Raw genomic sequence first — 14,797 nt, 5'->3', positions numbered from 1 at the left:
GGACCTCTCAGACTGCGTCCGTACGGTGCCCGCATGGGAACCAGGACCGCAGACGAGACCAGCACCACCACCGGCGCCGACACGAAGGACGGGACCGCCGCCGAGGACCGGGCGGCCACCGCCGGGGCACCGGAGACGGAGGACGCTCCGGCCACCGCCGCCGGGACCGCCTCCGCCGCGGAGACCGCCGAGGCCGGGACCGGGGCCGCCACCGCCGACGAGACGGCCGATGCCGATGCCGAGGCCGCGGCGGACGCGGACGCGGACGAGGAGGCCGCCGGACCGGCCGCGCCCCGCCCGGCCGGAGTGGGGCAGGGCGCGGCCGCCGTCGTGGCCGCGGCGCTCGGTCTGGTGTCGCTCAGCGGCAGCTGGCTCGGCACCGTCGCCGGTGCGCGCGAGCAGCTGACCGGCCAGCTGCGGACCTCCACCACCGCCAGCGTCGCGACGCAGATCAAGGAGGTCTACGGCGACGCCTGGCACACCACCGCGCTGTGGGGCGGGCTGTTCGCGCTGCTCGCCCTGATCGTCGGCGTCGTGGTGCTCGCCCGGCCCGCGTTCGGGGCACCGGGCCAGCCGCAGGCGCCCTGGATCAAGTCGGTGGCCTGGGCGGGAGCCGCGCTCGGCGTCCTCGGGCTGTTGCTGGCCGTCCTGAAGTACACCGACGTCCTGCTCGGGCTGCCCTCGGCCTGACCCGTCCGACCCGTCCGACCCGTCCTCAGAACCGCCTCAGGTACCTTAGGGCGGCTCTGAGGACCCCCGGGTGCCTCTAAGGCCCCGGGCGCCGCCGAAGATGCGGAACTCGCCCGATGCGGGCCGGTCCCCTGGACGGCGAAAGTGGTCTCCGGCACCGCGAGAAGAGGTGCCGGACACCACTTCACCAGGGGAGAGACCATGTTCGCCTACGAACTCCACGAGCTGCGCTCCGCCGAACTGCGCCGCCTGGCCGAGCAGGAGCGGCTGGCCGCCGAGGCGCTGCGCGGGCGCCGCGCCGCCCGCCGTACAGCCTCCCGCGAGGCGCCGGAGGCCGAGTCGCATAGCGGCGGCCCCGGGCGGCACCGGTTCACCCGCGCCGCATGACCGTCCCGGCGCGGCGGGCGCCCGGCCGGCCGGTCCCGGGGCGGCCGGAACCGGGTCGGCGCCCGCCGCCGGGCGGCACCCCGGGATCCGCTCCCGTGCCGAAATCCGCTCCCGCGCTGTCACACCCCCGTGCGATGCTCGGACCCGTGGAGACCAGGTCTGTCAGTCCGGTGTTCGTGGGCCGCGAGCACGAATCGGACACACTGCACGAGGCGCTCGCCAGGGCCGGGGCGGGGGAGCCGCAGGCCCTGCTGATCGGCGGCGAGGCCGGCGTCGGCAAGACCCGGCTCGTCGAGGAGTTCGCTGCGGCCGCCGCCCGCGGGGGCGCGGTCGTCGCGCTCGGCGGCTGTGTGGAGATGGGCGCCGACGGGCTGCCCTTCGCCGCCTTCTCCACCGCGCTGCGCGCCCTGCGCCGCGAACTGCCCGACGCGCTCGCCGCCGCGAGCGCGGGCCAGGAGGAGGAACTGGCCCGGCTCCTGCCCGAGCTGGCCGAGCAGCCCGCCGCGCGCGGCACCGGCCGGCCCGACGAGGAGGGCACGGCCCGCCTCTTCGAGCTCACCGCCCGCCTGCTGGAGCAGATCGGCGCCGGTCACACCGTCCTCCTCGTCCTGGAGGACCTGCACTGGGCCGACGCCTCCACCCGGCACCTGCTCAGCTATCTCTTCCGCACCCTGCGCACCGGCCGGCTGGTCGTCCTGGCCACCTACCGCTCCGACGACATCCACCGCCGCCACCCGCTGCGCCCCCTGCTCGCCGAGCTCGACCGGCTGCGCACGGTCCGCCGCATCGAACTGGAGCGCTTCACCCGGCAGGAGGTCGGCCGCCAGATCGCCGGCATCCTCGCCACCGAACCCGACCCCGCGCAGATCGACCGCATCTTCGAACGCTCCGACGGCAACGCCTTCTTCGTCGAGGAACTGGCCGTCTGCGCCAGCGAGCGCTGCGCCGACCTCAGCGACTCCCTGCGCGATCTGCTCCTCGTCCGCGTCGAGGCCCTGCCCGAGGACGCCCAGCGGGTCGTCCGGATCGCCGCCGAGGGCGGCTCCACCGTCGAGTACCGGCTGCTCGCCGCCGTGGCCCGGCTCGCCGAGGACGACCTCATCGAGGCGCTGCGCGCCGCGGTGAACGCCCACATCCTCACCGCCGCCCCCACCGGCGACGCCTACCGCTTCCGGCACGCCCTGGTCCGCGAGGCCGTCGGCGACGACCTGCTGCCCGGCGAGCGCTCCCGCCTCAACCGCCGCTACGCCGAAGCCCTGGAGGCCGACGCCTCCCTCGTCCCCGCCGACCAGCGCGTCCTGCGGCTGGCCAGCTACTGGTACCACGCCCACGACCCGGCCAAGGCGCTGCCCGCCGTCCTCGACGCCTCCGTCACCGCCCGCGCCCGGCACGCCTACAGCGAGCAACTGCGCCTCCTGGAGCGGGCGATGGAGCTGTGGGACACCGCCCCCGCGGAGGTGCGCGCCCGGCTGCGCCCGGTGGACTACACCGAGGTCTACCCCCCGTGCGGCTGCGATCCGGCCACCACCCCGCTGCGCTATCTGGACCTGATGGCCGAGGCCGCCGTCGCGGGCCGCCTGTGCGGGGAGCGGGACCGCGCCATGAAGATCATCAAGCGGGCGCTGCGCCATCTGGACGACGACCACGACCCGCTGCGCGCCGCCTGGTTCTGGATCCAGCGCTCCCGCCTGGTCCAGGCGAAGGCCCAGGGCGACGGCTGGCAGGAACTGGCCCGCGCCCAGGACCTGGTGCGCGGCCTGCCGCCCTCCGAGGTGCACGCCGAGGTCCTGGCCAACGTCGCCAACTGGTCCATGATCCACGAGCCCGGCCCCGACGCCTTCTCGGCCGCCGAGCAGGCCGTGGAGTACGCGCGCATGGTCGGCGCCCAGGAGATCGAGATGACCGCCCGCCTCACCCTGGGCGGCCTGCGGGTCGAGGCGGGCGACGTGGACGCCGGACTCGCCGAGATGCGCGAGGTCAACCGGCGCACGGTGGCGGACGGCATCGCCTCCGTGGCCGGCCGCTCCTACGTCAACCTGCCCTCCGAGCTGGAGTCCGTGGGCCGCTCCCGCGAGGCCGTGCCCCTGCTGGAGCAGGGCATCGAGTACACCCAACGCTTCGGCCGGTTCGACCACGAGGCGTACGTCTGGGGCAATCTCGCCGAGTCGCTGTTCACCCTGGGCCGCTGGGAGGAGTCGGCCGAAGCGGCCTGCCGCTCGCGGCGGGTCGGGCAGAGCGCCAAACCGCGCGCCTTCCACGCCCGCATCCGCGCCGAACTCGCCCTCGCCCGGGGCGAGCTGGCCAAGGCGGCCGCCCATCTGGCGGACGGCCGGGCCTACTTCGGCACCCATGACTGCGCCCCGCAGCACACCCTGCCCCTGGTCCGTATCGCCATCGGCGTCGCGGCGGGCGAGGGCCGTCTGCTGGACGCCCGCGCCGAAGCCGGACGCGCCCTGAAGGACGGCTTCCCGCCCGGCACCCAGCGCTACGCCTGGCCGCTGCTGCTGAGCGCCGCCACCGTGGAGACCCGCACGGCCGGGCTGCCCGCCACCGAGGAGGGACGCGCCGACGCCCTCGCCCGCATCCGCCGGGCCGCCGGGGCACTGACCGTAAACGTGCCCGTCTGGCTGGCGTACGAGCGCTGGGTGCACGCCGAGCTCGCGTACGCCGAGGGGAGCGCGGACCCCGAGGACTGGGCGCCGGTCGTCGCCGCCTTCGAGACCCTGGAGCGCCCCTACGAACTGGCCAGGGTCCGGCTGCGCCTGGCCGAGGCGCTGCTCACCGGGGGCGAGGACGGCCGCGAGCGCGCCACGGAACTGCTCCGGCTGTCCCACGCGGTCGCCGAGCATCTGCGGGCCCGGCCGCTGGCCGACTCCGCGGCCCTGCTCGCCCAGCGCGCCCGCCTCTCCCTGACCTGCGCCCCGCCGCCCAGGGCGCCCGCGGATCCCGCCGAGGCCCTGGGCCTCACCCAGCGGGAGCGCGACGTGCTGCGCCTGGTCGCCCGGGGCCGCACCAACCGCCAGATAGCCGAGGAGCTGTTCATCTCGCCCAAGACGGCCAGCGTGCATGTGTCGAACATCCTGGCGAAGCTCGGCGTCTCCGGCCGGGGCGAGGCGGCGGCGGTGGCGCACCGGCTGGAGCTCTTCCCCGGTGACCCGCTCACCGCCCCCGCGCCCGGCTGAGACGTACGGTGGTGGGGACCGGGAGGGAGGGGCCGTGTTCAACGCCTTCGAGGAACTGTTCGCACCGGGCCGCAAGCACACCCACGACGAGCAGAAGCGGCTGGAGCTGAGCCGGGAGGACATCGGGGACAACGACCCCGGCCGGGGACCGATAGACCTCGCCTCCGGAAAGGTCGTCGTCCGCCCGCCCGGACCCGCGGCGGAAGCCGAAGGGCCCGAGGAAGCCGGAGAGGCCGGGGAGCCCGAGGAAGCCAGGGCGCCCGAGGACGCCGGGGAGCCCGAGGAGGGCGCCGGGTAACCACCGGGCCCGCACGGGCCCCTGCCCTGCCCTGCCCGCCCGACCTCCTCCCTTCTCTCCCCCCCCCGTGTCTCCCCCCGTGTCACGTCACCCGGATCTCCAGGATCCGGTCGTCGCCCTTCTTCGGGCTGCCGCGCCCGTCGGTGTTGCTGGTGACCAGCCACAGCCTGCCGTCACCCGCCGGGGCGACCGTGCGCAGGCGGCCGTACTCACCGGTCAGGAAGGACTGCGGGGCCGCCGAGGCGGCCGTGCCGCGCAGCGGGATCCGCCACAGCCGCTCGCCCTTGAGCCCCGCCATCCAGATCGAGCCGTCGGCGTAGGCGATGCCGCTGGGGGACGCCTGGTCGGTGTGCCACTGGGCGACCGGGTCGCGGTACCGGCGGTCGCCGGACTTCCCCTCCGCTTCCGGCCAGCCGTAGTCGCCGCCGGGCACGATCGCGTTCAGCTCGTCCCAGGTGTCCTGGCCGAACTCGGACGCGAACAGCCGCTGCCTGCTGTCCCAGGCCAGGCCCTGCACATTGCGGTGGCCGTAGGAGTACACGGGGGAGTCCGGGAAGGGGTTGCCGGGGGCCGGTTCGCCCTCCGGGGTCAGCCGCAGGATCTTGCCGCCCAGCGACCTGGTGTCCTGGGCCAGGCCGCGTTCCCCGCTCTCGCCGGTGCCCGCGTACAGCATGCCGTCGGGGCCGAAGGCGATCCGGCCGCCGTTGTGCACGAACCCCTTGGGGATGCCCCGGAACACCGTGTCGGGCGCGCCGAGCTGCTCCTTGGGGGGCTTCTTCGGGTCGTACAGCATCCGGACGATGCGGTTGTCGGAGGCGGAGGTGAAGTACGCGTAGATCATGTGGTCGGAGGCGAAGCCGGGGGAGAGGGCGATGCCGAGGAGGCCGCCCTCGCCCTGCGGTGCCACCCCGGACACGGTGCCCAGTTCCGTCGTACGGCCCGTCCGCTCGTCCACGCGGGTGAGGGTGGCCCGGTCGCGGGAGGAGACCAGCAGCCCGCCGTCCGGCAGCGGGGCCAGGCCCCACGGTGAGTCCAGGCCCTCGGCGACGGTGCGCAGCACGGTGACGGTGCCCTTGGCCGGCGGGGCGCTCTCCCCGGCGGTCCGGCCCGGCGAGGGGCTGGCGGCGGCCGAGCCGGGCGGTGTGCCGCGGTCCCCGGGCGGCGGCGGCCCGGACGAGCACCCGGCCGCCAGCAGCAGGGCGGCGGCCAGCGCCCCGGTCACAGCTCCAGCCCGCACGTTCATGCCTGTCCCTTCGACGCGGCGGTCCCCCTCATCTCATACACCCCCGTACCCGGGCCGGGCCGCCGATCGGCCGGATCCCGTCCCGGCAGGCGCCCGCGTCCCGGGATGCCGCGTCCCGGGACCCCGGGTCCGTGGGTGACCGGCTCCCGCTCAGTCCCACGACCCCCGTGCCGCGGGCAGTGCGCCCAGTTCCGCGAGGTCTCGGGCGGTCAGGCGGAGGTCCGCGGCGGCGGCGTTCTCCGTGACCCAGCGTTCCCGCTTGGCGCCCGGCACGGGGATCACGTGCGGGCCCTGGGCGAGCACCCAGGCCAGGGCCACCTGGGCGGGGGTGACGCCGTCGCCGTGCCGGGCGGCCACTCGGCGCAGACCGGCGACGACCGGCTGGTTCGCGGCCATCATCTCGGCGGTGAAGCGGGGGTGGCGGGCCCGCAGGTCGTCCCGTTCGAAGCCCTCGCCGGGGGTGAGCGTGCCGGTCAGGAAGCCGTTGCCGAGCGGCATCGCGGCCAGCAGGCCCACGCCCCGCGCGGTGCACCACGGCAGCAGCGACTCCAGTGCGTCGGGCGACCACACCGACAGTTCGGCCTGCACCGCGCTCACCGGGAACACCTGCTGCACCCGCTCCAGTTGCCGGATCGTTCCGTCATGGAGCCGCCCCCGGGACCGGCGCCCGCCGCGCGCCCCCACCGTGCTCAGCCCGAGCGCCCGCACCTTCCCGGCCCGCACCAGCTCCGCCATCGCCCCCCAGGTCTCCTCCACCGGCACCTCCGGATCGGCCCGGTGCAGCTGGTAGAGGTCGATCACCTCCGTCTGCAACCGCCGCAGCGACGCGTCGCAGGCCCGTCTCACGTACCCGGGGCGCCCGTTGGCCACGATGTGCTGCTCGCCCACCAGCAGCCCGACCTTGGTCGAGACGAAGGCGTCGGAGCGCCGCTCCTTCAGCACCCGGCCCAGCAGCAGCTCATTGGTGAACGGGCCGTACATGTCGGCGGTGTCCAGCAGCGACGAGCCCAGGTCCAGTGCCCGGTGCGCCGCCCGCAGCGACTCCTCCCCCCGCTGCCGGGACGTGCTGTAGGCCCAGCTCATCGGCATGCAGCCAAGTCCTACGGCCCCCACCGCGAGTGCCGCCGCGCCGATCGTCCTGCGCTCCACCTCGCCGTAACCCTCCCTCTGCTCGGTGGACCAACCTAACCTCTGCGTGCGCGCGCCCCTGGCATAGCCTCCTGACCATGACTGCTGACATATGGCTGCCGCTTCCGCCGGAGGAGATCGAAGGGCTCCCGAAGGGGCCGAACTACCTCTTCTGGGACGGCGGCGACGACGGCGGGCAGGAGTTCCCCGGCGACCCGGCCGACTGCGTGTTCTACGTCGTGCCGTACATGCGCCCCGCCAGGACCGGCATCCGCCCGCTGGAGCGGATGCGCGCGCTGCGGGTCGTGCAGACCCTGTCCGCGGGCACCGACGCCGTGGAGCCCGGTCTGCGGCACCTCCCGCCGGGCGTGCTGCTGTGCAACGCGCGCGGGGTGCACGAGGCGAGCACGGCGGAGCTGGCCCTGACGCTCGTCCTCGCCTCCCTGCGCGGCGTCCCCGGCTTCGTACGGGACCAGGACCGCGGCCGCTGGGGCGGGGGCTTCCACCCGGCGCTCGCCGACCGGAACGTCCTCATCGTGGGCTACGGGGCCATCGGCGCCGCCATCGAGGACCGGCTGGTGCCCTTCGAGGTGGCGCGCGTGACGCGGGTGGCGCGCTCGGCGCGCACCACGCCGCGCGGTCCGGTGCACCCGCTCACCGACCTGCCCGCCCTGCTGCCCGACGCCGACGTGGTCATCCTCTCCACGCCGCTGACCGAGACCACGCGCGGCCTGGCCGACGCGGAGTTCCTGGCGCGGATGAAGGACGGCGCGCTCCTGGTGAACGTGGCGCGCGGCGGCGTGGTCGACACCGGGGCGCTCCTGGCCGAGCTGGAGCGCGGCCGGATCACCGCCGCCCTCGACGTCACCGACCCCGAGCCGCTGCCCGCCGGTCACCCCCTGTGGCAGGCTCCGGGGGTGCTCATCAGTCCGCACGTCGGCGGACCCACCTCGGCGTTCCGGCCGCGCGCCGAGCGGCTGCTGACGGGGCAATTGCACCGGTTCGTGAACCATGAGCCGCTCGCGAACGTGGTGCTGACGACGGGCGCGGCGGGCGTATAACCCCCTCCGGGCACCGTCCGCGACCCTCCGGACGCGGGGCGTATTCGCATATGCGCTGGTCGTCACGGAGCGTAGAGAGGCTATGTCCCTGAGTGACGAGACTGGTGTATCGTCCCCGACAGGGGCTGCGCCGTGCACATTCGGCGCCGGGGATGGACATTTCGGACTGTGAGGGGGGCGACGGGCGATGCACGGCCTATGGACGAACGATCCGACGCGGCGGAGCCGCCACCGGAGGCCCTGGCACACGGCCGCGTACGACAGCGGCCCGCACGGCGAAGGGCGCGGCGGCGGCCTCGGTGACGGCCGCGGCAGCCGAGACCACCGGTACGGCGCCGGTGGCGGCGACCGGTACGGCGCAGACCGCGGTGACCGGCACGGCGGGAGCCGCGGGGACGACCGGACCGGTGCCCGCCGGAGGCGCCCGCACCCGGTCCGTCCGCGGCCGCGGGGCGCCGGGGAAGCGGCGGTGCGGACCGGGTGGCTCCGGTGAGCCCGCCCGTCTCCGCCGTCACCGCGCCCGACGCGGCGCGCCGCGTCCCGCCCCCGCCGCCCGTCCGGCCCGCCGGACCGCCGCCCGCACCGGGCGGACGGCGCCGGCTCGCCTCCCAGCTGACCCTGGCACTGGTGTGCGCCGGGTACGCCGTGGGTTCCGCCTGCGACTGGGGCTCCCGCCAGGCCGCGCTGATCATGGGCGACTTCGGGCTGTCCGCGGCGGCCGGCACCGCCGCCGTCTCGTGCGCCCTGTTCGCGCGGGGGCAGCGCGTCCGCTTCCGCTCCGCCTGGCTGCTGTTCGCCCTCTCCTCGGCGATGGCCTCCCTGGGCAACGGGATCTGGGGGTGGTACGAGGTCGTCCTCGCCGTGCCGGTGCCCAGCCCCAGCTACGCGGACCTGTTCTTCCTGTGTTTCGCGCCGCCCGCGATCGTCGGACTGCTGGTGCTCGCCAAGCGCCCGGTGACCAGGGCCGGCTGGGTCTGCCTGGTGCTGGACGCCTGGCTGATCGGCGGCTCGCTGCTCACCCTCTCCTGGAGCCTCGCGCTCGCCCAGGCGGCCAGATTCGACGGCCCGAGCGTCGCGCACACCGCGCTCTCCCTGGCCTATCCGCTGCTGGACATCGTCCTGGTCAGCATGGTGCTGGCGCTGCACTTCCGGCGCTCACCGCTCAACCGCACCGCGGTGAACACCGCGATCGGCGGACTGGCCCTGACCGTGCTGAGCGACGCCCTGTTCACCTCGCCGCTGATGCACCACAGCTACCGCTCCGGGCAGTTGCTCGACGCGGGCTGGTTCGCGGGCTCACTGCTGCTGGCGTACGCCCCCTGGGTGGGCCCGCACACCGCCGAGCGCCGCACCACCGACGACCGCACCACCGACGACCCCACCACGGCCCGGCGCACCACGGACCACCGCACCACGCACCACAGCACCACCGACCACGAGACGGCCGCACCGCACGTTCACGAGACCGCCGTCCCGCACGTTCACGAGACCGCCGTCCCGCACGCGCGCGTGGCCGACGGACAGCTGCCCGAGGCCGACGGGCACGCCCCCGCGGGCGACGCCCCCGGGACCGAGGGCCACACGCGTACGGCGCCCGAGCGGGTGCCCGGCCAGCGCCAGGCGCCCCCGCGCCCGGCCGTCCGCCCGCCCGTCCCGGAGGCCGCCACCGAGCGGTATCCGGCCACCCGGCCCATCGCCGGTTCCCTCGCGGCCCTCACGCCCTACGCCGCCGCCGCCGTGTGCACGCTGGGCGTGCTGTACAACGTGCTGAACGGCCACAGCGTCGACCGGGTGGTGCTGATCACCGCCGGTGCCGTGGTGCTCGCCCTCGTCGTGCGCCAGGGCATCATGCTGCTCGACAACATCGCCCTCACCCAGGAGCTGGCCCAGAAGGAGAACCACTTCCGCTCCCTGGTGCAGGGCTCCAGCGACGTCATCATGATCGCCGCGCCCAACGGCATCCTCAGATACGTCTCCCCGGCCGCCGCCGGGGTGTACGGCCGCCCCGCCGAAGAGCTGGTCGGCACCGAACTCGCCGGTCTCATCCACCCGGAGGACCTCGGCTGCGTGGTCCACGAGGTGCGCCGCTTCCTCGCCGCCAGTCCGCGCGAGGAGCCCACCACCCGCATCGAGTGCCGGTTCCGCTCCGGCGGGAGCGCCCCGCGCTCGGGCGAGGACGGGAGCGGGAGCGGGAGCGGGAGCGGGGGAGGCTGGCTCAACGTCGAGTCGACCATCAACCGCCACCACGGCGGCCTCATCTTCAACAGCCGGGACGTCACCGAGCGGGTGCGCCTCCAGGCGCAGCTCCAGCACAACGCCGAGCACGACCCGCTCACCGACCTGCCCAACCGGGCGCTGTTCACCCGGCGCGTGCAGCAGGCGCTGTCCGGCCGCCGCTCCACCGACCGCGGCACCGCCGTGCTCTTCATCGACCTGGACGGCTTCAAGGCCGTCAACGACACCATCGGGCACCAGGCCGGGGACGCGCTGCTCGTCCAGGCCGCCCGCAGACTCCACGACGCGGTCCGCCACGGGGACACCGCCTCCCGGCTCGGCGGTGACGAGTTCGCCGCGCTCATCGTCGGCGACGGCACCCGCGACCGCACCGCCCGCGAGGGGCACATCCTGGAACTGGCCGACCGCCTGCGTGTCACCCTCTCGCAGCCCTACCTCATCGACGGCAACGATGTCCGCGTGGCCGCCTCCATCGGCGTCGCCTTCGCCGAGCCGGGCCTCGGCGCGGGCGAGCTGCTGCGCAACGCCGACCTCGCCATGTACCGCGCCAAGGCGGCCGGAAAGGGCCGCGTCGAGCTGTACAAGCCGCAGATGCAGCAGGACGTCGTCCGCAAGGCGGAACTGGCCACCCGGCTCCGCTCCGCGCTGCACGACGGCGAGTTCACGCTGCTGCACCAGCCGGTGGTCTGCCTGGCCACCGGCCGGATCACCGCGGTGGCCGCCCAGGCGCGCTGGCGCTCCTCCCAGGGGGTGCTGTTCACGCCCGCCGAGTTCCTGCGGGTCTCCGAGGACAGCGACCGGACGGCCGAGCTGGGCCGCTGGATGCTGGAGGAGGCCGTGGAGCAGGCCGCCGAGCGCGCCAGGACCGGCCTGAACGTGTCGGTGGTGGTCCGCGTCGGAGCGCGCCGCCTGGTGGACCGCTCCATGCCGCCGGGCGCCGTCGAGGCCCTGCTGACCCGGCACGGGCTGCCCGCCGGGTCGCTCGTGGTCGAGCTGGCCGACACCGACCCGCGGGTGTCGCCGGACGAGCTGGAGCGCCGTCTGTCGGCCCTCGGCCGGATCGGCGTACGCATCGCCCTGGACGGCTTCGGCAGCGGCCACGGCGCCCTCATGGCCCTGCGCCGCCTCCCCGTCGACGTGCTCAAGCTCGACCGCTCCCTGGTCGAGGGGGTCGTCGAGTCGGCCCGGCTGCACAAGATCACCGGCGGGCTGCTGCGGATGGCGGGCGACCTCGGTCTCCAGTCGGTGGCCGACGGAGTGGACCTGCCCGAGCAGGCGGCCGCGCTGCGCGCGATGGGCTGCACCCACGGCCAGGGCATGGCGTTCTCCGGTCCGCTGGACGAGTACCGGCTGCGCCGGGCGCTCGCTTCCGGCCACTACCCGGTGCACCACGGAGCGGCCGAACCGGCCTTCGCGGGCGGCGGCGGGACGGGCGTCCGCGCCGGTCAGCTGCCGGTCGTCTTCGGCGGCGGGTCGAGCCTGCGCCCACATGATGAGACTCCCGTCCCACCCACTTGACAGTGGATGCGTGCCGGGGGGAGGGTCATTTCCATGCGCACCCGAATTCTCGTACTTGGACAGCGCGTCGGCTGAGCTGGGCCCAGCGGATCTCTCCGCGAACCCCGGCGACCCTCACCGGCGCGCTCCCCTCGCTTGCCTCACGGCACGAGGGGTTTTTTGTTGCACGGACACCTGCCGCACCGCGGTCCCAGACCGTGCGAACCTGGCGAAAGCCGACACCCGAACCCTCGCAGAACCTCAGCATCGAGAAGAGAATGCCGATGACCGAGCAGGCCACCGGGGCCCACCATCCGCAGCCGCGGCCCCGATCCGGAGGACACCAGTCCGCGCCCGAGCACGTCACGGGTGCGAAGTCCCTCATCCGCTCTCTCGAGGAGGTCGGGGTCGACACCGTATTCGGCATTCCCGGTGGCACGATCCTTCCCGCGTACGACCCGATGATGGACTCCAGCCGGGTGCGCCACGTGCTGGTGCGGCACGAGCAGGGCGCGGGCCACGCGGCCACCGGCTACGCCCAGGCGACCGGCAAGGTCGGTGTCTGCATGGCCACCTCGGGCCCCGGCGCCACCAACCTGGTGACCCCGATCGCCGACGCCAACATGGACTCGGTGCCGCTGGTCGCCATCACCGGCCAGGTCGTCTCCAAGGCGATCGGCACCGACGCCTTCCAGGAGGCGGACATCGTCGGCATCACGATGCCGATCACCAAGCACAGCTTCCTGGTCACCCGGGCGGAGGACATCCCGAGGACGATCGCGGAGGCGTTCCACATCGCCTCCACCGGCCGCCCCGGCCCGGTCCTGGTCGACATCCCCAAGGACATCCTCCAGGCGCAGACCACCTTCTCCTGGCCGCCCGCCACGGACCTGCCCGGCTATCGGCCCGTCACCAAGCCGCACGCCAAGCAGATCCGCGAGGCCGCCAAGCTCATCACCGCCGCCAAGCGGCCGGTCCTCTACGTCGGCGGCGGCGTCCTGAAGGCCGGGGCCACCGCCGAGCTGAAGGTGCTGGCCGAACTGACCGGAGCGCCCGTCACCACCACCCTGATGGCGCTCGGCGCATTCCCCGACAGCCACCCGCTGCACGTGGGGATGCCGGGCATGCACGGTGCGGTCACCGCCGTCACCGCGTTGCAGAAGGCCGACCTGATCGTCGCCCTCGGAGCCCGCTTCGACGACCGCGTCACCGGCAAGCTGGACAGCTTCGCCCCGTACGCCAAGATCGTCCACGCCGACATCGACCCCGCCGAGATCGGCAAGAACCGCGAGGCCGACGTGCCGATCGTCGGCGACGCCCGCGAGGTCATCGCCGACCTGGTCCAGGCCGTCCAGAAGGAGCACGCCGAGGGCCACCGGGGCGACTACACCGCCTGGTGGAACGACCTCAGCCGCTGGCGCGAGACCTACCCGCTCGGCTACGACCAGCCCGGGGACGGCTCGCTGTCCCCGCAGGCGGTCATCGAGCGGATCGGGCAGCTCGCCCCCGAGGGCACCATCTTCGCGGCGGGCGTCGGCCAGCACCAGATGTGGGCCGCGCACTTCGTCCAGTACGAGCAGCCCGCCACCTGGCTGAACTCCGGCGGCGCCGGGACCATGGGCTACGCCGTCCCGGCCGCCATGGGCGCCAAGGCGGGCAGGCCCGAGCGGACCGTCTGGGCGATCGACGGCGACGGCTGCTTCCAGATGACCAACCAGGAACTGACCACCTGCGCCCTGAACAACATCCCGATCAAGGTCGCCGTCATCAACAACGGCGCCCTCGGGATGGTCCGCCAGTGGCAGACCCTCTTCTACAACCAGCGCTACTCCAACACGGTCCTGCACTCGGGCCCGGACGACGTCAACCCGGACGCCCGCGGCACCCGCGTCCCCGACTTCGTGAAGCTGTCGGAGGCCATGGGCTGCTACGCGATCCGCTGCGAGCGCCCCGAGGACCTGGACAAGGTCATCGAGGAGGCCAACGCGGTCAACGACCGCCCGGTCGTCGTCGACTTCATCGTCCACGAGGACGCGATGGTCTGGCCGATGGTCGCCGCCGGCACCTCCAACGACGAGATCATGGCCGCCCGGGACGTCCGCCCCGACTTCGGCGACAACGACGACGACTGAGAGCCGTCCGGGACTTCAGGAAGGTACGCCCGTCATGTCCACCAAGCACACGCTCTCGGTCCTGGTCGAGAACACCCCCGGCATCCTCGCCCGGATCGCCGCCCTGTTCTCCCGCCGCGGCTTCAACATCGACTCCCTCGCGGTCGGTGTCACCGAGCACCCCGACATCTCCCGCATCACCATCGTGGTCGGTGTCGAGGACCTGCCGCTGGAGCAGGTGACCAAACAGCTCAACAAGCTCGTCAACGTGCTGAAGATCGTCGAACTGGAACCCGGTTCGGCCGTGCAGCGCGAACTCGTCCTGGTGAAGGTGCGCGCCGACAACGAGACGCGCTCCCAGATCACCGAGATCGTCCAGCTCTTCCGCGCCAAGACGGTCGACGTCTCCCCGGAGGCCGTGACCATCGAGGCCACCGGATCCAGCGACAAGCTGACCGCCATGCTCAAGATGCTGGAGCAGTACGGCATCAAGGAGCTGGTGCAGTCCGGCACCATCGCGATCGGCCGCGGCGCCCGTTCGATCACGGACCGGTCGCTGCGCGCCCTCGACCGATCGGCGTAACGACACACGGCGACGCGTACGGGCGCGCGGGCGACACCGCCGCCCGTATGCCGAGACCCGGAAACTTCCCGCCCCCTCACCGGCATACGGTGGGACGCACAACCCGCACACCAAGGAGAGAACCCAGTGGCCGAGCTGTTCTACGACGCCGACGCCGACCTGTCCATCATCCAGGGCCGCAAGGTCGCGGTCATCGGTTACGGCAGCCAGGGTCACGCCCATGCCCTGTCGCTGCGCGACTCGGGTGTCGACGTGCGGGTGGGTCTGCACGAGGGATCGAAGTCGAAGGCGAAGGCCGAGGAGCAGGGCCTGCGCGTGGTGAGCCCGTCCGAGGCCGCGGCCGAGGCCGACGTCATCATGATCCTGGTGCCGGACCCGATCC

11 protein-coding genes are annotated in these 14,797 nt (G+C 74.0%); 9 read left to right on the top strand and 2 right to left on the bottom strand.

The genetic code is table 11. The features are described 5' to 3' along the window. Positions 1–33 precede the first annotated feature (33 nt). The 4 genes from ACWDYF_RS34060 (at position 34) to ACWDYF_RS34045 (ending at position 4,557) form a co-directional block, all read left to right on the top strand. On the top strand, positions 34–690 hold the full coding sequence (locus tag ACWDYF_RS34060; RefSeq protein WP_389473803.1) for a hypothetical protein: 657 nt from the start codon (positions 34–36) through the stop codon (positions 688–690). A 201-nt stretch (positions 691–891) separates the two neighbouring features. Then, positions 892–1,077, top strand: coding sequence for a hypothetical protein (locus ACWDYF_RS34055; RefSeq protein WP_381741060.1), 186 nt, complete (start codon positions 892–894; stop codon positions 1,075–1,077). Positions 1,078–1,211: 134 nt separating this feature from the next. Beyond that, the gene (locus ACWDYF_RS34050) at positions 1,212–4,259 is read left to right on the top strand and encodes a helix-turn-helix transcriptional regulator (RefSeq protein ID WP_389473806.1); all 3,048 of its coding nucleotides are present in this window, start codon (positions 1,212–1,214) and stop codon (positions 4,257–4,259) included. Between the two features lie 34 nt (positions 4,260–4,293). Continuing rightward, positions 4,294–4,557 carry a DUF6191 domain-containing protein gene (locus ACWDYF_RS34045; protein WP_389473808.1) on the top strand — a complete coding sequence of 88 codons (264 nt, stop codon included), beginning with the start codon at positions 4,294–4,296 and terminating at the stop codon, positions 4,555–4,557. A gap of 82 nt (positions 4,558–4,639) precedes the next feature. Here ACWDYF_RS34045 and ACWDYF_RS34040 read toward each other — a convergent pair whose 3' ends face one another. Together ACWDYF_RS34040 and ACWDYF_RS34035 are read right to left on the bottom strand one after the other, a co-directional pair. After that, a complete protein-coding gene (locus tag ACWDYF_RS34040) occupies positions 4,640–5,800 on the bottom strand; it encodes a PQQ-dependent sugar dehydrogenase (protein ID WP_389473810.1) in 1,161 nt (386 codons plus the stop codon). 150 nt (positions 5,801–5,950) lie between these two features. Further along, positions 5,951–6,949 carry an aldo/keto reductase gene (locus tag ACWDYF_RS34035; RefSeq protein WP_389473812.1) on the bottom strand — a complete coding sequence of 333 codons (999 nt, stop codon included), beginning with the start codon at positions 6,947–6,949 and terminating at the stop codon, positions 5,951–5,953. Positions 6,950–7,026: 77 nt separating this feature from the next. On the opposite strand from ACWDYF_RS34035, the gene ACWDYF_RS34030 reads away from it, so the two are divergent. The 5 genes from ACWDYF_RS34030 to ACWDYF_RS34010 form a co-directional block, all read left to right on the top strand. Further along, a complete protein-coding gene (locus ACWDYF_RS34030) occupies positions 7,027–7,989 on the top strand; it encodes a 2-hydroxyacid dehydrogenase (protein WP_199785514.1) in 963 nt (320 codons plus the stop codon). A 489-nt stretch (positions 7,990–8,478) separates the two neighbouring features. Beyond that, positions 8,479–11,742: a putative bifunctional diguanylate cyclase/phosphodiesterase gene (locus ACWDYF_RS34025; protein WP_389473815.1), complete on the top strand. Its 3,264-nt coding sequence runs from the start codon at positions 8,479–8,481 to the stop codon at positions 11,740–11,742. 263 nt (positions 11,743–12,005) lie between these two features. Beyond that, positions 12,006–13,853 (top strand): acetolactate synthase large subunit, encoded by a 1,848-nt coding sequence (locus ACWDYF_RS34020; protein WP_106967213.1) that lies wholly within the window; start codon positions 12,006–12,008, stop codon positions 13,851–13,853. 34 nt (positions 13,854–13,887) lie between these two features. After that, a complete protein-coding gene (ilvN, locus tag ACWDYF_RS34015; protein ID WP_018568644.1) occupies positions 13,888–14,415 on the top strand; it encodes an acetolactate synthase small subunit in 528 nt (175 codons plus the stop codon). A gap of 126 nt (positions 14,416–14,541) precedes the next feature. Beyond that, on the top strand, positions 14,542–14,797 hold a 256-nt coding region (locus tag ACWDYF_RS34010), incomplete at its 3' end, for an NAD(P)-binding domain-containing protein (RefSeq protein ID WP_451584320.1).

The sequence above is a fragment of the Streptomyces sp. NPDC003284 genome (assembly GCF_053589675.1).
The sequence above is the reverse complement of the archived record's forward strand: the minus strand, read 5'-3'. Positions and strand labels throughout refer to the sequence as shown.